Source organism: Dehalococcoidia bacterium (assembly GCA_041649635.1).
Taxonomy (GTDB): Bacteria; Chloroflexota; Dehalococcoidia; order E44-bin15; family E44-bin15; genus JAYEHL01.
The window spans coordinates 162,646-180,364 of the sequence record JBAZMV010000001.1; the positions used below are offsets into that span (position 1 = coordinate 162,646).

The window sequence follows — 17,719 nt, forward strand, 5'->3', positions numbered from 1 at the left end:
CTTACTTCCATGCGCTTCCACTCGTTGGATAACTTACCCACGACCAATTTAAAGGAGTTTTACTCACACAGAACGTTTTATTATTATCGTTAGGCCAATTTGTTGCACCACCTTGATTACGACTCGTGTAATACTGTAAACTAGACGACGTTGTACTTGAAAATGTAGATTGACTGGATGTCATCTCACCTCCGGTACAAAGATAGTCACTAGTATATAAGTCAGGCATTCCTACATAAGTATTGAAACTATCTACTCGTACATACCAGAAATGTTGATAACCTTCGAGGTGCAAGGGATAAATTGAATAGGTATGACTTGTACCAACCCCCTCCGGATTTTTATTAATCTTCATTTCAAAATAGCCATTTACAGGATGATTGTATGCCCAATAGAAATGATTAATGTCTTGTCCATGCCATCCCCTACCGAACCCAATTTCCTCCCAATATAGGCCGTCCGAATGAGCATTCCACAAAGAGTTGACTACGAATCCTCCCGTGGAATAATCATACGCCGTATATGCACGCTCAGGGAATGTTGATGTTCCACCGTAAAAGGTAACCCCTGGCACGGTAACTCCATTAGCATGTATTGTCGCCGTTGTATCATCATAACATTCAGCAGAAACGCCATAGGCATGGACTCCTAATGGAGTCATACAAACTAGTGTCAAGGCCACTATTATGATTACATTCAAAAGTTTTTGTATTCGCATTGCACTGCTCCTATTCAGTAATTAACTTCTACTCTATAACTGCATCATAGGACATATATGATTTATGTAAAAATATCATATTTATTTACTCCTGTCAATACCTATAAATTTTTTATTTTGACCTATTATATAATTAATGTAGAAATATCACTGTCTGTAAGTCTTTGTTTGAATACCAGACCTACGCTACCTAGGCCATGAGAGACTTTCACCCCCATCACGGGCACTGGATCAGCCCCTGAGCCCACAGGCACCCCCCGCAGGTAGGGAAGCAGTTCCCCGCACAGTCCTCCTCGTTGTCCACGGAAAGCTCGCAGCCGCCGCAGTAGGTGCACGGCGAGAAATCGAACGACTGAACGCGCTGGCGGAAGGCGATGTGTTCCGGGTCGAACCATAAATCGCACAGGCTCTTCTCCATGATGTTACCGACGACGTAGCGCTTAGAGTGACGCTCGTAATCGACAAGGTAGCTGGTGTGCGTATGCATCAGCGGCAGACATGGGCTCAGGTTGCCGTCCCAGGCGATAGCTCCAACTCCATTCTCGATAAAGGGACAGCGATCGCGCGCCGCCTCCGGATCGATGCCGCCCCAGCTAACATCAGTGCGCCGCATCGCATCGGCTATGATCTCCGCCGGTATTCTGCCGCTTTCGATTCTGGGCAAGCTGAGGCGCGGCAAGTTGCCGCTAGGCTGGCGCATGTAGTGGTACAGCATCTGCCCGCTCATCTCCTTCGTGTAAGGCAGGACGTTGGTCACCATGAACCGCTTCGCGTCGAATCTCATACCGAGGTCGAGCACGGCTGGCAGGTCGGCGATGTTGCGCTTCATGGCCACGAACACTATGCCCAGCTCGGTGCTGAAGAAGGTCAGCAGCCCGATGGGGCTCTTAAGCACGCCGGCGTCGCGACGGATGGCGTCCCGGAAACCGGCGATATTATCGATGACGTTGGGCAGCTCGGCGCCCAGCCGCACGTCCTCGTAGCTGTCGGGCGTGGCCCCGTCCAGCGAGACCCACAGCAGGTCGATGCCGGCTTGAACCAGCTCTTTCGACAGCTCGGGCGTGAGCATGGTGCCATTGGTGATAAGCTCGACGCGACATCCGAGCTCTTTGACGCGGCGCACCATCTCGACGATGCGCGGATGGAACAGGGGCTCGCCGAAGCCGCCGAAGAACACCGTAGGCAGGGGGGAGAACTCTTTCAATCCTGCGACGATGCCGTCAAATACCGCATCCGACATCATGCCCAGCGGCTCCTCCCAGACGTTGCGCATGCAGGTGCGGCAGTCCAGGTTGCACTGGTTGGTGGGCTCTATGTACAGCTTGGAGAGGCGCGACGGGCGCAACAGCTTTAATTCAGCCGCGCCCTCGGCCAGCGGGAGGCGGTCGCCGGGCGCCAAACCGTAGCGAGAGGCTACCTCCGGTGGCACAACGAGGCGACCGTTTTTGTCGACCTGTATGTAAATATCTTTATCGTTGGACATTCTATAGGCGGGCTGCTCACAACTATACTATTTACGGCATCACCAATACGATCAGGATGACCGCGTTTCTTGATCATCACCTTTATCTATGGGCGGCTCTGGTTCAGCTTCAGACTGCAAAACGTCCGGGTTATCAATTTCATCGGCGGATGCCTCTGATTCAGACTCAAGCTGTGATTTAAGTCTCTCCTCCCTGCGAAGGAAGAACTCATCCACGCTGAGCTTCTGCTCCCTGTAACCATAGATTAGCAGCACAAGAGCGGCCGCCATCATGACACAATCCAACGCCAGCGCAGCCGGGGCCGCCAGCGGGAAGGCCTCTCCAAAACACGTTCCGCATTGCTCCTTGCCCTGCACAATAGCGCCGATGTTGGCAACCATGAATGTAGCGCTGATAAGCAGGGTGCCGAGGGCTCCGAATCTCACCAGTATGCCCAGCACCAGGAATACCCCTATCAAAAGCTCCAGCCACGGCAACGCCGCGCCATAGGCGGACGCCAGGCAGTCAGGCAGCATGTTATAGCCTTTCACCATATCGATGAAATCGGTCTGCATCGGAAGCTTGGTCACAGCCGATACGATGAACGTCACGCCCAGGAACAGCCGCAGCGTGAGCTGCAAATAAGCGTTCTTAAGGAGGATGGTCAAACCTTTCATTGATCGTCCTCCATAGCACGCGCCTTCTCTATCGCCGCATCGATAGCGTTACAAAATTCTTCCAGTGAGGTTGACGACCCTGTATACTTTACCCTGTTGATATATGTCGACTGCCACTCTGCCCCATTGGCAAGAGCCTCTTCCTGCTCCGCCATAATCTTATCACTAAACTTGCCGCTATTTAGCGAGTCGGTAAATAATACCATGTCCAAGCCGATGCTCTCGGCGGCAGTCAGTATCTCAGACATATTGACCGGCGCTTGTCCCAGATAGAATTTATCATGAAGCTCCCAGAACATACCCTGCTCGCCGGCGCATTCCAGAGCTTCACCCAGCGTAAAGGAAAATTCGTGTGTGGTGGGGTAGTAGTGGTGATAATCCACCCTGACCTCATCCGGGTATATCTCAAGAGCTTGAATTACCAGCTTCTCCCGATTTACGCAAATCGAACATATGAAATCAGGGAAAGTACCTATGACAACAATCGGTTCTTCGGCGCCGCGGCACCAGCCCGTGCACTCCTTATCGATTGACAGCTCCTGCGTCCCGCTGTGCCAGAGCGCAACACCGATCGCCAGGGTAACGACCGTTACCAGCAGGACGGTGAATAAGTATCCCTTGCTTTGCATATAGCGACTCCGATTAGATAACTACGGCTCCATGAAGAAAGATTCAACAGCCACATTATCCGGTTATCCGGACAACTTGGCAATACCGGTCAAAGAAGGCTAAAATGGTGTTTAGCGCTACCTTGCTTTATGCCCCAACGCGATAACCTTATCAATTTACATCCATCAGCGTAATCGCATTCTGCGGACATTCCGCAGCACAGGCACCATCGCCGTCGCACTGCGCCCCCTTTTTCTGCAATGCCTTGCCATTATATATATACAGGAAACCTTTCATGCAGGCCTGCACGCAGAGGCCGCAGCCGTTGCATTTCTCTTTATCGATCTGGATCACTTTCTTCACTGTTTCCATAAGTATATAGGAGCTAAGACTTCATATGCGGCTTCAACTTATCCATCACCTGCTTCATCTCAAGACCATCGATGCCAAGAAGCTTGATCCTGTGATTCTCACCCTGCAAGATCGATATCCTCTCATTGGAGATGCCGAGTATCTCACTCAGAAATGCAATTATTTCTTTGTTGCCGTAATCGTTACGCTCATCGTCAGCCTGCACAGCGATCTTGAGACGCAGGTAGCCACCCGCTACCCCCAGTACCTCGTTGCGCTTGGCATTTGGCTCCATATGAATTGTAATACTACACTGGCTCATATTAACCTCCTAATTTAAGGCAATTCATGAATTGCCACTACTTACTACAAACTACTTACTGCCACCAACGGGCGACTCCGCCTTGAAAAATCTCTTCTTGAAATACAGCGCCAGATTCACCAGGCTGATGAGCACCGGCACTTCCACCAGCGGCCCGATGACCGCGGCGAAGGCCACCCCGGAGCCGATGCCGAATACCGCGATAGCCACGGCTATGGCCAGCTCGAAGTTGTTGCTGGCGGCGGTGAAGGCGATGGTCGCCGTCTGCTCGTATGGCGCGCCGATCTTCCTGCCCATGAAAAACGACACAAGGAACATGGCCACGAAGTATATCAGCAGGGGCACGGCTATGATCAGCACATCGACGGGAGATGCCACAATGGTCTCTCCCTGCAACGAGAACATCACGACGATAGTGAACAGCAGAGCGATGAGCGTGATGGGACTGATCCTCTTGATGAATTTATTATCGTACCAGTCGCGGCGCTTCTTCTTCAGCAGGAAGAAGCGCGTGAGCATGCCGCCGAAGAACGGGATGCCAAGGTAGATGAAGACGCTCTTTGCTATCTCTCCGATGGTGATGTCGACCTCGGAGCCCTCAAATCCGAACCATCCCGGCATCACGGTGATAAAGATATACGCGTAAAGCGAAAAGAACAGTATCTGAAAGATCGAGTTGAAGGCCACCAGCCCGGCGGCGTACTCGGTATCCCCCTTCGCCAGTTCGTTCCACACGATGACCATCGCGATGCAGCGCGCCAGCCCTATCATGATAAGTCCGGTCATGTACTCGGGATAGTCCCATATCACTCCCAGGAACAATATCGCCAGGAAGAACATGAGAAGCGGGCCGATTATCCAGTTCTGCACCAGCGACAGGGTGAGAACTCGCCAGTTGCGGAAGACCTTGCCCAGTTCTTCGTACCTGACCTTGGCCAGGGGAGGGTACATCATGAGGATGAGTCCGATGGCGATAGGTATCGAGGTAGTGCCCACGGAAAGCGAATCGATGAATTCGGCGACGCTTGGGGCCAGGTAGCCCAGACCCACGCCGAGGGCCATCGCTATGAATATCCACAGGGTTAAGAATCGATCTAAGAATCCGAGTTTTCTTACCTGTTCAACCATATTCGGTATCCTTTCAGTCATTGACCTTAACTCTGTACCCATAGAACAACGTAATATATCCCCACCCCGATACACACCGCCGCCGCGATGCGCCGCACCCACTTCTCCGCCACCGTCACTTTGTTAAGCCACTTCGAAACCTTCGACACCCCGAATGACAGCAGGACGGCGAAGATAAGCACCGGCAGCCCCGTCCCGATGGCGAACACCGCCGGGAACGTGATTCCCGCCGTGGATTCGATAGAAAGCGGTATCAGCACCGCGAAGAAGAGCAGGGCGGTATAGGGGCAGAACGCCAGCGCGAATACGACGCCGAGGAGGAACGGTCCCAGCCACTTGCGTTTCGAGACCTTCTCTCCGATACGGGACAGATGCCCTCCGCCTTTGTGAGCCGGTATCTTGATGATGCCCAGCATGAGTATGCCGACCACTATCAACAGCGGCCCAAGGAACACCTCGCCCGAGCTCTGCAGAGCATTGGCCAGTCCCGGTATATTTACCCCGGCCAGTATGACAACGACACCGATGATAAAATACGATACCATCCTCCCAAGCGTGTAAAGCGCGCCCGCAATGGCTACATATTTTTTATCCGTGATATCCCGGCTGATGAATGCCAGCGCGGTTATATTGGTGGTCAGCGGACACGGGCTTATGGCGGCCAGCAGACCGATAAGGAACGCGGCGATGACCGGCCATCCGCCGCTCTGGGTGAAATTCAGAACGAACTCATTAAAACCACCCATAACAACTACTCCATGTCCTCCAGGCGTTCCTCAATTTCAGCCTTGGCGGCATCGCGATATGCCTGAGTGTCATATATTAAGAGATAGAGACTGGTCATTTGTTCTATCTCTTCCTCACCGTCTACTATCTTATTTATGAATATTTGAGACGTGTAAGCCCCGAGTTTATTCACTAGAGCGCTGTTACTCACATCTTCTACGTTGATTGTCATAAATACAAGCTTGCCGTCAGCCACCTCATCGCCAAAATATGTGTCGACAACCCATCTAAGGTTATCTTCCGCCCATACGCAGCTTGTGCAGCGGTTCGCACGGTGGGTATATATGACTTCGACCACATTCTGCCAATCCAGCGTTACCCCCGGCTTGAGCGTCGCGGTTTCAGGAGCAGTCACTATCTCCACCACTGTTATTTCAAAATTCAGGTCTCTCCCGGCAAGCGGATGGTTGAAATCTACCGTTACGCCTTTTTCAGAGGTATCAATCACAATGCCTTGAAACGTCTGGCCTGCTGAATTCTGCATTTGTATCTGTTCGCCGACCTCCGGCACGAATCCCTCAAATGAACTCCAGTTTACTGTTACCACCATAGAATCAAGGGATGGACCGTATGCATCGTCGGATAATATATGTATATTCTTGGTTTCATTCACACGCATACCGATTACTGCCTGTTCAAAGCCGGGGATTAAATTGCTGCTGCCGATGGTAAACTGCAAAGGATCGCCGCCTTGAAGTTCAGAGGAGTCGAATACTGTCCCGTCATCCAGTGTGCCAACATATAGAACCTTGACGGTATCCCCTTCATTAGCAATCGTTGAAGTGGATGATCCATCCGGTGCTGGCGCCCCGCATGCCGAGACAAGCCCTATCGTCAACAAAAGAACGGCTGCCAGCGCGACCAATCGAAATTTATTGAACACTCCCAATCTTGCCACCTCATCTCCTTAATATCAAATTTATCTTAAATACAGAGGGAAATCATGAAAACCCATGATAATCAATTCAGGCGCTCCTCAATCTCAGCCTTGGCTTTATCGGAATATGCCTGAGAGTCGCCTACGAGATAATAGAGGCTGGTCAACTGTTCTATCTCCTCCTCACCGTCTGCTATCTTATTTATGAATATTTGAGATGCGTAAGCGCCGAGTTTATTTGCTAGAGCGCTGTTATTACTATCTTCTATATCGATTGACATAAACACGAGTTTACCATCGGCCATCTCGTCGGCAAAATATGTGTCGACAGTCCATCTAAGCCAGTCTTCCGCCCATATACAACCGGAGCAGCGGTGCGTACGGTGGGTATATATGACTTGGACCACATTCTGCCCATCCGGCGTCGCCGTCGGCTGGACTGTCGCGACAACGGTTGATGTTGGTGTAGGCTGAACGGTATTCACAGCGGTCGGGGTAGGCGTAGCCTGGCCCGTCGCACTACCCGACGGTTCTCCGCATGACGAGACAAAACCCACTACCAACAAAAGAGCGGCCGCGAGCGAGATTAATCGAAACTTATTGAATACTGCCATTCTTGCCACTTCAACTCCTTAATACCAAATTTGCCTTAAATGCAGGGGAATATAATGAAAATCCATGATAATCAATTCAGACGATCCTCGATGTCCGCCTTTAGAGTATTTACGAACTCTTCATCCTTCCACAACAAGAACCAGATATCCGTTATCTCCTCAATATCATTTGTTCCGTCTTCCACATCGTTCAGGAAAAGCGACGATGTATAGGCCCCGAACTTCTGCACCATATCCGCGTTAGCGGAGTCCTGCAGATTCAAAGCCATGAAAACTATCTCGCCGCTCTCAAGCTCGTCGGCAAAACACGTGTTCAGCGTGTATTCCGTCATCTCCTGCGCACGGGTGCAGGCGGTACAGCGTTGCGCGCGATGGAAATACACAACCTCGACCCCGTTATCTATGCTGGGAGGCGGACCGGACGAATTATCGGGCTCCGGAACCTTGCACGCCGACACCAGCCCAATTGTCAGTAAAAGCACAGCCGCAAGCGCAATCAATCGAAATTTAATTGACAATCTGTATTTAGGTATTTCTAACTTCATCTATTTAGCAGTGCCTTATAAACCGTCTTTCCTCTTACCCTTGGCATCGCCTTCGCATTCAGCTTCTCCAGCGAGATGACAATCGTATCGAGGTCCTTTATAGGGAAGCCCAGCACAGCCTCGTTTTCCGCCAGGTCAGTTGCCTCGCGGCAGCCATAACATCCCAGCGTAGCGTTCATCTTTTGAGTAAGGAAAGGCTTAACCGTGCAATCCACACACGTAGCCTGAAGGATAGCGGTATCGAAATTCAACCTTCCGCCGGTATCGAAAACCAGCGCCAGCGCGACCCACATCAGGTGTTCTACATCGGATTCTATTACCACCACATCAGGCACAAAAGGCGCCTCGCCGAGCGGGCAGCAGGCCGCCATCTTATATCTGCCCATTTCCAGGCGGGACATGGTGCTGAGCGTGTTCACAGCGGCCGCAGGGCTGCCAAATATCCCCATAGCGGCAGGCATCTCCCCGGACAAAAGCTTGGCGGGCGGTTCTTTAAAGCCGAATGCCCAGGCGGCGGCGGGACAGGCGATATTATCCGCAGTGAGCGTCAGCTTCTGGCCCTCCCGAGCTCCCATGAGCACCTGACAATAACGCCGGTCGCCGGGCTTCTCAAAACCTTCCAGCCGAACTTCATGTTCAAAGAACTTCACCGCTACCGGCTCGTATTTGAGGCCCAGTATATCTCTTAATTTACCCGCCGCCAATCGATAATCAGCCAACTAACCTTCCGCCTTCTCTATTATCAAACGTTTAAATACGATTATTCACAACAACTGTTGCTACTGGAACCGGAACATCAAGTCCCGCCTTTCGGGGAGGACATGCCGTCCAGGGGTATAACCCCTTTATCCCTGTAATCCCTGATCCTGCGGATAACAAGCTCGTTGCCCGGCAGCTCGCCACACTGGTTCCTGTTGGAATAGATAATCCAGTTATCCACAGCCACTTCAAATACGCCGGCATGTCCCTCTACCAGCTTTGCTTTGATTCCAAACCCTTTCTCGATCTCAGCCGCCAGACCGGCGGCTCTGTCGTAAAATCCTCACTCTACGCAATAGGTGATTTCTACACCTAATCCCTTCTTTTCTTTGTCGTTACCTGCCGATGGCTCATCAGAATGCATCCCGCAAGACTCACACATAACGGCCTCCTTTTACTTTTTCATAGCTTCATTGATGTACTTCTTAACCTCATCCTTGCTCGGAATCTTACCCGAGCAGACCACCTCTTCATCGATCACGAGTCCGGGAGTCGTCAGTATAGGATACTCAAGTATCTTGGTGATATCCTTCACCTCTTCGATTTTCGCGTCGATACCGAGCTCTTTCACCGCCTCCTTGGCGGTCTTTTCAAGCTGCATGCACTTGGCGCAACCGGTTCCCAGTATCTTTATGATCATCGTTCACCTCCAAGAATTTATTGCGTTACCAGACCGAAAATATATCCCGATATCGTGGCCATGACTACAACAATCGATACATACAGCAGCATCTTCTGCGTTCCCATTATCTTACGTATCACCAGCATGCTGGGCAGCGACAGGGCGGGCCCCGCCAGCAGCAGCGCCAGCGCCGGGCCCTGGCCCATGCCCAGGTCCAAGAACGATCTTACGATGGGCACCTCGGTCAGCGTGGCGAAGTACATTATCGCGCCGAGGAACGAGGCGGTGAAATTGGCCAGCAACCCGTTGCCGCCTACCGAAGATGTTATCGCCGACTCCGGCACTCCGGTGCGTATCATGCCGGCAATAAATACGCCGATAAGCAGCCAGGGTATGACCAGCTTAACGAAACGCAATGTTTCACTGAGCCACTGTTTAACCTCGACCTTGCTGAAGAAGCGCCACAGCGTCACCGCAAGTATCACGAGCAGGATGCCCATGATTATCCACTGCTTGCCCGCGGCAAAGACCAGTATGCCGAGCAACGTTCCGATAAACAAGAATTGAAGCTTCGGGCTCATGCCGTCGTGTCCCTGTGACGCCATCATCTCGAAGGCCTTCGCGTCCGCCTTCGACTGCTCCTTACGGTAGATGAAAGCCATGATCAGTCCTATAACGACCGAGAACAGTATCGCCATGATAGCGCGACCCAGACCCAGATCATAACCGAGGAGCTTGGCGGAATAGACTATGGCCAGCACATTGATGGCAGGAGCCGCGTACAGGAACGTTACCGCCGGTCCCAGGCCGGCGCCCCTCTTATAGATGCCGCCGAAAAGTGGCAGCACCGTGCACGAGCACACCGCCAGAACCGCGCCGGAGACTGAGGCCACGCTGTATGAGACGAGTTTCTTAGCCTTAGGCCCGAAATATTTCAGCACCGACGCCTGGGACAGAAAGGCCGATATCGCACCTGCGATGAAGAAGGCGGGAACAAGACATGTTATCACATGCGCCGACAGGTACTCGGCCAGCGCATCGACTCCGCCTCTGAGAAGATCGATAAAGAAATCCATTTGTCAGCAACCCTTCCCTAAATGCGCAAATACGCATATATCGTAAGTAAAAAAATTTATTTCACCAGCTTGCCGGCGCACCCGGTACCGACCCGCTCGGCTTTCTTGAGACGCTGACGATCCATAGCGGCAAGCTTGTTTCCGTTCAGCGCCCTGCGCACCGAATCCACCAGCCCGATCATATAATCATCCATACCTTTATTATCGAGCGAATAAAGCGACCAGAGGCCATCCTTGCGCAGTTTGAGAAAACCAGCGTCGTGCAGGGCGGAAAGGTTCCGCGACGCGCGTGTCTGCGATATTTGCAGCGCCTGCATCACCTCGCACACGCAGCACTCGCGCTCAAGGAGCAGGTTCATAATCCTGAGCCGGGTCTCATCCGATAGGGCTTTAGAGGCTTTTACAAAATCACGCATCTATATCACCTTTGAAATAATGTATTCATTCATACGTCTACTACATAGTCGAGCCGACTTTTGAACTCGACGGCTCCGATTCACATCAGCGCCGCACGGGCGCCGATCGGCTATCCTCAGGTACTGCAACCCGAGACGCTGATATAATCCTGTTTAGTAATAGTATCAGAGCAATTTGCCGAGGTAACGGTAAGCGTAACAGTATAAAGCCCATCGCGACTGTAGGTATATGCAGGATTCTGTGTCGTACTATCAACAGCACCATCACCGTTAAGGTCCCATGCCCACCCTGTCACATCACCCGTCGATAAATCGGTAAACTGCACCTTGGTAGCACCGTGACATTCTCTCGGTTCGGCTGTAAAATCGGCTTTGCACTCGGGTGCCGAAACAACTATATAAGACGTCTTGACTTCGCTGTCGCTTTTACCGGTCCCCATGACGGTAAGCTTAACAGTATAATCACCGGGAACCTCATAAACATGGAGCACATACTGATCCGTGCTGTCAACCACACCGTCATTGTCGAAGTCCCATTCCCACGATTCGATTTCGCCGGCAGACAAGTCCGTGAACCATACGCTTAAGGGAGCATTTCCTGAAGTTGCGTTCACAGTGAACTGAGCGGAGGGGGCGCCGGGACCGCACCCGGTCGCTCCGGCAATAATAAACACACTACATAACAGTAATATAAAAATAACGAATTTATGCTTTGACATTCTCCCTCTCCCCTTACCTCCTCCATAAATACGATTGGATTCTATATCCCGCACTGAATATAAGGCCTATGCATCTTAACGAAATCCATCAGCATAACAGCCGCGTATACTTATCATCATATATAACTATATGCGCAAATTCGCATATAATGTATCAAAAAATATAAGCATTTGCAATATCAGCGATTCTCCATCAAATCTCTAAGTCCTTCCATGCAATAGCCCAACGGACGCCAGCGGCATTCCTTGCAGATCACATCCACATCCTCAGGATACAAACGCGCGCGTATCTTGGCCTCGGCCTCGGGCCAGGTCAAACGCTGCTCAAGAGTGAGCCCAAGCCTGACCATTACGTTGAAATCGAGGCTCTTCACCATAGATTCCGAATTTGGACTGTTCTGCCTGCAGCCTCCTTCGGAGAAAAAAGGGCAGAAGGCGCAAATATCATCAGGATAGTCCACTACTTCAAAGTGCACGGACCGCGGAGATTGCAGCCGGCCCACGATTCGCTTCATATTCAGCACGTGCTCAGGGGAATAACCTAGTCCCCGGAAACCTAGTATGCATATAAGGTGATGTGCGCGTATTTTCATCGGCTTTCGCATTCAGCTGCTGTATTACCATTACACTTCATCGGCACAATCGGGGTTCTTATCTGAACATAGTCCAAATATACGTAGAAATATAGTAGCTGTCAATTCCTTATGGTAGAATACATTCAGAATCGCCTTCTGAGGTTGCCATGACTTATATGACCCGCCCGATGCAGCTTGATGATGTCCAGCAAGCCGTTCAGATCGACAAGGAGTGTTTCCCCTTGAATAAACAGCCGATGGCGTATAAGAACGAACTCCTATATAACCAGACGGCCCGCTACATAGTGGCTTACGACGATTCGGACCCGGACAAGAATTCTATCGCGGGCGTGCTGGGTTTCTGGCTCATGGCGGGGGAAGCTCATATCATGACTGTAGGTGTGCGCGGTGAACACCGGAAGCAGGGCGTTGGAGAATTAATGCTGAAGTCGGCTATCGACCTGGCCCTATCATGCGGCGCATTCGCCGTAACGCTGGAGGTGCGCCGGTCGAACTCAGAAGCCATGGCTCTATACAGGAAACACAATTTCACCGAACGCGGCATCAGAAAGAACTATTATGACGAAACGCATGAAGATGCCGTGATAATGACCAGAGAACTGGACAACCGGTGAATCATGTCCCGACGATAAGTTTGCAGAGTTAACCGTCATTAAATATAATAAAGTTCAACCCGACTCTTTAGGCACGGTCATATCAGAATATATCGTGTATAATATATACATAAGTTAGGATAATTCATTCGTGATTAGTGAAATGGGATAATTCTTGAGGAGATAAGGAAATGGATATCCGCGAACTTCTTACAGAAGCCATTAAAAAAAGAGCTTCGGACCTACATATCACAGCAAACAATCCTCCTGTTTTACGCATAGACGGTGAACTGGTGCCGCAGGTCGATCACCCCGTTGTCTCTACAGACGACCTGGAAAAAATGCTAACCAGCATCACCAACGAGGAACAGCAAAAGAGATTCGAAAACGAGCTTGAACTTGACTTTGCCTACAACCTTGAGGATTTAGGAAGATTTCGCGCCAACGCGTGTCTGCAAAGAGGACGTATCAGCCTATGCTTCCGATTGCTTCAGGTCAGGGTCCCTGATATAGAAGAGTTGAACCTCCCTGAAATTTGTAAAGACCTGGCCCTCAGAGAACGCGGTCTTATAATAGTAAGCGGCCCAACTGGAAGCGGTAAATCTACCACGCTTGCTGCGATAATCAAATACATAAATAACTTGAAGAAACGGCGGATAATCACCATTGAAGACCCCATAGAATTCATTCATGAAAACAAGAACTGCTTCATTACACAGCGAGAATTAGGCACCGATACACTGTCATTCGGCACCGCCTTAAAACACGCCCTGCGCCAGGACCCCGATGTGATAATGGTCGGCGAAATGAGAGATCTGGAAACGATAAGTATCGCGCTGACCGCTGCGGAAACCGGCCACCTTATACTGGCAACCCTTCACACGCCGAGCGCCCCGCAGACCATCGACAGGATTATCGACATCTTCCCTCCATATCAGCAGCCGCAGGTAAGAGTACAGCTCTCCACCACTCTGGAAGGTGTATTGTATCAATCATTAATACCGAAAGTCGGGAACGCGGGACGAATACCGGCGGTAGAGGTTATGATAGCCACGGATGCCATTAAGAACCTCATCAGGGAAGGCAAGACCGCTCACATGTGGAATGTCATGCAGACAGGCGCTAATTTTGGAATGCAGACACTGGATCAGGCGCTGATGAACATGTTAAGCAACCGCGTAATCAATTTTGAGGAAGCCATCAGTCACTGCCGCGACGCTGACACATTCAGGAAATCCCTGGGCCGGCCGCTCAAGTAACCAACGATTACCAAATAAAAAAAGGCGGAGCAAATTGTTCCGCCTTTTTCATGATTAACTATTCGATTTCTTGATCGAAGTAATATCTTTAGTTAACAAGATATCAATTATTCGACAATTCTTACTTGGACCATTTTTCAGCGAGATCACCGAGTAACGGCAGCTTGAACTTCTCCCCCTGATATGCCTTTACCATCAGAAAAACCCACAGAATTATTGAGCCAATCCAAAGAAGCATACCAAGTATCCATCCAAGGAAAGGCACCAAGAACAGGATGCCACAAACAATGCTGAGTATTGTTATGGCTCCAAAAGTAACGATTGACTGCATGGCGTGGAAGCGTACGAAGTCATCATCTTTCTCAATGAGGTAGAATATCAAGCCAGTGATCCACCAAAAAACATAACACAATAAACCTGCTACATTCGGCTGAAGACTTGTTCCGCTGCTCTGACTCATGTTACACCTCCTCTTCTTTATTGGAATATAATATCACACAAATCTATTTTGTAAATACATTTCATCACCGATTTCAACTAACGGTCAATTAGATCGCGACAGACTCCACTCGCAAGATAATCATCAGTTGACATTTTTTACTTCCCCGTCATAATATCAATATACTGAATTTCTCTATTCAATGATTCATCTCGACTATGATAGGTACTATTCTCAAGCCACTTTTGATTATCGAACCTATTTACTGTAAGGACATTACGGATGGAAGAAAAAATAAAAAGGGCAGCCCTGGCGAAAAATAAAAAAGGGGTTACCTTTATTGAATTGCTTATAGTATTGACCATACTATCCATTCTCGTCGGCGCGGTTATTTTATCGATAGGTAATGTTTTCGATACGGCGAGGAAAACGGCATATACGCAAGTCAAGCGTCAGATACAGGATGCGGTGATTGGTTATTCCGCGGGGCACTCCGGCGATTTTCCTTTAACAGGAGATACTACAGTGATTGACGACAAGACGCTCGGGATTATAGATATCTGTGCATTGTTGACCAGAAACAATCCCTCTGGATTATTAGGAGAGATGCCTGACGGATGTGTATCATACGAAAATAACGATAACTGCAATTCACAGACATATGAATGTTCATGCGATGTAGAAGCGCATTACATCTGGGCTATTGATGTCAGCGGTAGATTATACTCATCATGCATCAATACAGCAGCTAACGGAGGCGGCTGTGAAAACACCGGCCAGGACGGCTTCCAGGGCGTCTGGCCATAGCTTACCCTCAACAGACGCTACCTCACACACGCGAAATTGTATCGATGCGTTACATACCCTCCAGCGTAAGCTCGATATTCATCGCACCCTTACTCTACACGGCGTGACCGGGCTTGCCGTACCCGCACATGAAACTGCGGCCGTGTTACCGTTAGCTAGTTGAGAGCCGTTTGTGAGACCGTTCGGCAAGCAAATTTGCCTGTTAATGCGGCAATTCTCCACTCCGCCGAAAAACGCAGAAGATGGAACCGAATATTAATTATGGAAGAACAAATACCATCGAACGGACTTGCGGATTGAGCTGATATAATGTACCATCTACAAATCTCTGAATGCGCACAATACCGGGCGCATACACTTATCACATAAATCACGACAGCTAAGCAAGGCAAGGCGCAAAACAAAAACCGTAAGGAAAAGGTTGAGGAAATGATACAAAAACATAACACGTCCCCACTGACCGAAGATGATTTATTCCTTTTTAACGAGGGCTCACACTTTCGCCTGTACGAGAAACTCGGGGCTCACATCGTTACTGCGGATAAAGGTGAGGACACTTACTTCTCGGTATGGGCTCCGGATGCCAAAAAGGTATCGGTTATCGGTGATTTCAACGGATGGAACAAGGACGCTCACGTACTGATCCCACGCGGCAGTTCCGGTATATGGGAAGGATTTATACCGGATGTCGGCAGGGGTGCCTGTTACAAATATCATATAGTGTCCCGATACAGAGGCTACACGGTGGATAAAGCGGATCCTTTAGCGCTACATTCCGAAAAACCGCCGCTGACCGGTTCGATCGTCTGGGACCTGGACTATAAATGGGGCGACACGGACTGGATGAAAAAAAGACGAGAACGCAACACTTTGAATTCGCCCATGTCCATTTACGAACTGCATGCAGGTTCATGGAGAAGGATGGTAGAGGAAGACAACCGCTATCTAAGCTATCGTGAACTTGCGCCGCTGCTGGCGGAATATATACGAAAAATGGGATTTACGCATGTTGAATTCATGCCCTTAACGGAACACCCCTTTTACGGATCATGGGGTTATCAGGCAACGGGCTACTTTGCGCCCACAAGCCGCTACGGAACCCCGCAGGAATTCATGTACCTTATCGACCATCTGCACCGGCACGACATCGGCGTCATACTTGACTGGGTGCCCTCACACTTCCCCAACGACGAGCATGGATTGGGATTCTTCGACGGCACACATCTGTACGAGCATGCCGACACGAGAAAAGGTTTCCACCCCGACTGGAAAAGCTTCATCTTCAACTACGGAAGGAACGAGGTGCGCAGCTTCCTGCTCAGCAGCGCGTTGTTCTGGCTCGACAAATACCACATCGACGGGCTGCGCGTGGACGCCGTAGCTTCTATGCTGTACCTTGACTACTCCCGCAAAAAGGATGAGTGGATACCGAATATCTACGGGGGAAACGAGAACATCGACGCGATCAGCTTCCTCAGGCGTTTTAATGAAGAGACTTATCGCTGTCATCCCGACGTCCAGACGGTGGCCGAGGAATCTACCGCCTGGCCTATGGTATCGCGCCCTACATATGTGGGCGGTCTGGGATTCGGCATGAAATGGGACATGGGCTGGATGCACGATATGCTGCAGTACATTTCGAGAGACCCCATACACAGGAAATACCATCATAATAATCTGACGTTCAGGATGCTGTACGCCTTCTCAGAGAATTTTATACTGCCCCTCTCTCACGACGAGGTCGTTCACGGCAAGGGCTCGCTTCTGAGTAAAATGCCCGGCGACGACTGGCAGAAATTCGCCAATCTCAGGCTGCTCCTCGGATATATGTACGGACAGCCGGGCAAGAAACTTCTGTTCATGGGCGGCGAGTTCGGGCAGTGGAAAGAATGGAATCACGATGAAAGCCTGGAATGGCATCTGCTTAATTACCAGCCGCACTTCGGCATACAGAGATGGGTGCAGGATCTGAATTCGATGTATCGCAGCGAGCCGGCATTATATCTTAACGATTGCAATCCTTCAGGCTTCGAATGGATAGACTGCAACGATTCCGACGGCAGCACTATAAGCTTTATCAGGAAGGGCGATTCGGGAGACGAAACGATCCTGGCGGTCTGCAACTTCACACCTGTACCGAGATATAACTACCGTGTCGGAGTACCGTATGGAGGATCATGGAAAGAAATTCTAAACAGTGACGCGCAGGAATACGGCGGAAGCGGGCATGGCAACCTCGGAGGAGTGGAGGCATCAGCCGTACCGCTGCATAACCGGCGTTACTCGCTTACCCTGACAATGCCGCCATTAGGGATAGTATTCTTCAAAAAAGCGCAGTAATCG

At 50.3% G+C, this 17,719-nt stretch carries 22 protein-coding genes and 1 pseudogene; 4 read left to right on the forward strand and 19 right to left on the reverse strand.

Annotation, left to right across the window (positions count from 1 at the left end):
- Position 1: 1 nt before the first annotated feature.
- The 18 genes and pseudogenes from WC562_00770 to WC562_00855 all read right to left on the reverse strand — a co-directional run bounded on the left by WC562_00770 (position 2) and on the right by WC562_00855 (position 12,287).
- Positions 2-718, reverse strand: a complete 717-nt coding sequence (locus WC562_00770; protein MFA5054695.1) for a hypothetical protein — start codon at positions 716-718, stop codon at positions 2-4.
- A gap of 217 nt (positions 719-935) precedes the next feature.
- A complete protein-coding gene (locus WC562_00775; protein ID MFA5054696.1) occupies positions 936-2,201 on the reverse strand; it encodes a radical SAM protein in 1,266 nt (421 codons plus the stop codon).
- A 51-nt stretch (positions 2,202-2,252) separates the two neighbouring features.
- Positions 2,253-2,858 carry a DoxX family protein gene (locus WC562_00780; protein ID MFA5054697.1) on the reverse strand — a complete coding sequence of 202 codons (606 nt, stop codon included), beginning with the start codon at positions 2,856-2,858 and terminating at the stop codon, positions 2,253-2,255.
- The gene (locus tag WC562_00785) at positions 2,855-3,487 is read right to left on the reverse strand and encodes a thioredoxin domain-containing protein (protein ID MFA5054698.1); all 633 of its coding nucleotides are present in this window, start codon (positions 3,485-3,487) and stop codon (positions 2,855-2,857) included. The genes WC562_00780 and WC562_00785 overlap by 4 nt, the downstream gene beginning before the upstream one ends.
- Positions 3,488-3,638: 151 nt before the next feature.
- Entirely contained in the window at positions 3,639-3,830 is a 192-nt protein-coding gene (locus WC562_00790) for a 4Fe-4S binding protein (GenBank protein ID MFA5054699.1), read from the reverse strand.
- A 22-nt stretch (positions 3,831-3,852) separates the two neighbouring features.
- Positions 3,853-4,140: a DUF167 domain-containing protein gene (locus WC562_00795; protein ID MFA5054700.1), complete on the reverse strand. Its 288-nt coding sequence runs from the start codon at positions 4,138-4,140 to the stop codon at positions 3,853-3,855.
- Between the two features lie 51 nt (positions 4,141-4,191).
- Complete coding sequence (gene arsB / locus WC562_00800; GenBank protein MFA5054701.1) at positions 4,192-5,268, reverse strand: ACR3 family arsenite efflux transporter; 1,077 nt, start codon at positions 5,266-5,268, stop codon at positions 4,192-4,194.
- A gap of 26 nt (positions 5,269-5,294) precedes the next feature.
- Positions 5,295-6,014: an aromatic aminobenezylarsenical efflux permease ArsG family transporter gene (locus WC562_00805; GenBank protein MFA5054702.1), complete on the reverse strand. Its 720-nt coding sequence runs from the start codon at positions 6,012-6,014 to the stop codon at positions 5,295-5,297.
- 5 nt (positions 6,015-6,019) lie between these two features.
- On the reverse strand, positions 6,020-6,952 hold the full coding sequence (locus WC562_00810) for a nitrophenyl compound nitroreductase subunit ArsF family protein (GenBank protein MFA5054703.1): 933 nt from the start codon (positions 6,950-6,952) through the stop codon (positions 6,020-6,022).
- A gap of 62 nt (positions 6,953-7,014) precedes the next feature.
- Complete coding sequence (locus WC562_00815; GenBank protein MFA5054704.1) at positions 7,015-7,545, reverse strand: nitrophenyl compound nitroreductase subunit ArsF family protein; 531 nt, start codon at positions 7,543-7,545, stop codon at positions 7,015-7,017.
- Positions 7,546-7,616: 71 nt separating this feature from the next.
- The gene (locus WC562_00820) at positions 7,617-8,090 is read right to left on the reverse strand and encodes a nitrophenyl compound nitroreductase subunit ArsF family protein (protein MFA5054705.1); all 474 of its coding nucleotides are present in this window, start codon (positions 8,088-8,090) and stop codon (positions 7,617-7,619) included.
- Entirely contained in the window at positions 8,087-8,809 is a 723-nt protein-coding gene (locus WC562_00825) for a DUF169 domain-containing protein (GenBank protein MFA5054706.1), read from the reverse strand. The genes WC562_00820 and WC562_00825 overlap by 4 nt, the downstream gene beginning before the upstream one ends.
- 77 nt (positions 8,810-8,886) lie before the next feature.
- A pseudogene (locus WC562_00830) lies at positions 8,887-9,117 on the reverse strand (Rdx family protein).
- 126 nt (positions 9,118-9,243) lie between these two features.
- Positions 9,244-9,489 carry a thioredoxin family protein gene (locus WC562_00835; GenBank protein ID MFA5054707.1) on the reverse strand — a complete coding sequence of 82 codons (246 nt, stop codon included), beginning with the start codon at positions 9,487-9,489 and terminating at the stop codon, positions 9,244-9,246.
- Between the two features lie 17 nt (positions 9,490-9,506).
- Complete coding sequence (locus WC562_00840) at positions 9,507-10,547, reverse strand: permease (protein MFA5054708.1); 1,041 nt, start codon at positions 10,545-10,547, stop codon at positions 9,507-9,509.
- A gap of 56 nt (positions 10,548-10,603) precedes the next feature.
- On the reverse strand, positions 10,604-10,963 hold the full coding sequence (locus WC562_00845; GenBank protein ID MFA5054709.1) for a metalloregulator ArsR/SmtB family transcription factor: 360 nt from the start codon (positions 10,961-10,963) through the stop codon (positions 10,604-10,606).
- A 116-nt stretch (positions 10,964-11,079) separates the two neighbouring features.
- A complete protein-coding gene (locus WC562_00850; GenBank protein ID MFA5054710.1) occupies positions 11,080-11,682 on the reverse strand; it encodes a PKD domain-containing protein in 603 nt (200 codons plus the stop codon).
- A gap of 179 nt (positions 11,683-11,861) precedes the next feature.
- Complete coding sequence (locus WC562_00855; protein MFA5054711.1) at positions 11,862-12,287, reverse strand: DUF1284 domain-containing protein; 426 nt, start codon at positions 12,285-12,287, stop codon at positions 11,862-11,864.
- A gap of 137 nt (positions 12,288-12,424) precedes the next feature.
- Between WC562_00855 and rimI the strand changes: the two genes are divergently transcribed.
- Together rimI and WC562_00865 are read left to right on the forward strand one after the other, a co-directional pair.
- Entirely contained in the window at positions 12,425-12,892 is a 468-nt protein-coding gene (gene rimI / locus WC562_00860) for a ribosomal protein S18-alanine N-acetyltransferase (GenBank protein ID MFA5054712.1), read from the forward strand.
- Between the two features lie 170 nt (positions 12,893-13,062).
- Positions 13,063-14,130, forward strand: coding sequence for a type IV pilus twitching motility protein PilT (locus WC562_00865; GenBank protein ID MFA5054713.1), 1,068 nt, complete (start codon positions 13,063-13,065; stop codon positions 14,128-14,130).
- A gap of 121 nt (positions 14,131-14,251) precedes the next feature.
- Here WC562_00865 and WC562_00870 read toward each other — a convergent pair whose 3' ends face one another.
- Complete coding sequence (locus WC562_00870) at positions 14,252-14,590, reverse strand: DUF4870 domain-containing protein (protein ID MFA5054714.1); 339 nt, start codon at positions 14,588-14,590, stop codon at positions 14,252-14,254.
- Positions 14,591-14,851: 261 nt separating this feature from the next.
- Between WC562_00870 and WC562_00875 the strand changes: the two genes are divergently transcribed.
- The gene (locus tag WC562_00875; GenBank protein MFA5054715.1) at positions 14,852-15,376 is read left to right on the forward strand and encodes a type II secretion system protein; all 525 of its coding nucleotides are present in this window, start codon (positions 14,852-14,854) and stop codon (positions 15,374-15,376) included.
- A 429-nt stretch (positions 15,377-15,805) separates the two neighbouring features.
- Complete coding sequence (gene glgB, locus WC562_00880; protein ID MFA5054716.1) at positions 15,806-17,716, forward strand: 1,4-alpha-glucan branching protein GlgB; 1,911 nt, start codon at positions 15,806-15,808, stop codon at positions 17,714-17,716.
- The last annotated feature ends 3 nt before the right edge of the window (positions 17,717-17,719 follow it).

Coding starts and splice junctions, on each gene's coding strand:
- WC562_00770 (MFA5054695.1), bottom strand. CDS start 718: ATGCGAATACAAAAACTTTTGAATGTAATCATAATAGTGGCCTTGACA.
- WC562_00775 (MFA5054696.1), bottom strand. CDS start 2,201: ATGTCCAACGATAAAGATATTTACATACAGGTCGACAAAAACGGTCGC.
- WC562_00780 (MFA5054697.1), bottom strand. CDS start 2,858: ATGAAAGGTTTGACCATCCTCCTTAAGAACGCTTATTTGCAGCTCACG.
- WC562_00785 (MFA5054698.1), bottom strand. CDS start 3,487: ATGCAAAGCAAGGGATACTTATTCACCGTCCTGCTGGTAACGGTCGTT.
- WC562_00795 (MFA5054700.1), bottom strand. CDS start 4,140: ATGAGCCAGTGTAGTATTACAATTCATATGGAGCCAAATGCCAAGCGC.
- arsB (MFA5054701.1), bottom strand. CDS start 5,268: ATGGTTGAACAGGTAAGAAAACTCGGATTCTTAGATCGATTCTTAACC.
- WC562_00805 (MFA5054702.1), bottom strand. CDS start 6,014: ATGGGTGGTTTTAATGAGTTCGTTCTGAATTTCACCCAGAGCGGCGGA.
- WC562_00815 (MFA5054704.1), bottom strand. CDS start 7,545: ATGGCAGTATTCAATAAGTTTCGATTAATCTCGCTCGCGGCCGCTCTT.
- WC562_00820 (MFA5054705.1), bottom strand. CDS start 8,090: ATGAAGTTAGAAATACCTAAATACAGATTGTCAATTAAATTTCGATTG.
- WC562_00835 (MFA5054707.1), bottom strand. CDS start 9,489: ATGATCATAAAGATACTGGGAACCGGTTGCGCCAAGTGCATGCAGCTT.
- WC562_00840 (MFA5054708.1), bottom strand. CDS start 10,547: ATGGATTTCTTTATCGATCTTCTCAGAGGCGGAGTCGATGCGCTGGCC.
- WC562_00845 (MFA5054709.1), bottom strand. CDS start 10,963: ATGCGTGATTTTGTAAAAGCCTCTAAAGCCCTATCGGATGAGACCCGG.
- WC562_00850 (MFA5054710.1), bottom strand. CDS start 11,682: ATGTCAAAGCATAAATTCGTTATTTTTATATTACTGTTATGTAGTGTG.
- WC562_00855 (MFA5054711.1), bottom strand. CDS start 12,287: ATGCGAAAGCCGATGAAAATACGCGCACATCACCTTATATGCATACTA.
- rimI (MFA5054712.1), top strand. CDS start 12,425: ATGACTTATATGACCCGCCCGATGCAGCTTGATGATGTCCAGCAAGCC.
- WC562_00865 (MFA5054713.1), top strand. CDS start 13,063: ATGGATATCCGCGAACTTCTTACAGAAGCCATTAAAAAAAGAGCTTCG.
- WC562_00870 (MFA5054714.1), bottom strand. CDS start 14,590: ATGAGTCAGAGCAGCGGAACAAGTCTTCAGCCGAATGTAGCAGGTTTA.
- WC562_00875 (MFA5054715.1), top strand. CDS start 14,852: ATGGAAGAAAAAATAAAAAGGGCAGCCCTGGCGAAAAATAAAAAAGGG.
- glgB (MFA5054716.1), top strand. CDS start 15,806: ATGATACAAAAACATAACACGTCCCCACTGACCGAAGATGATTTATTC.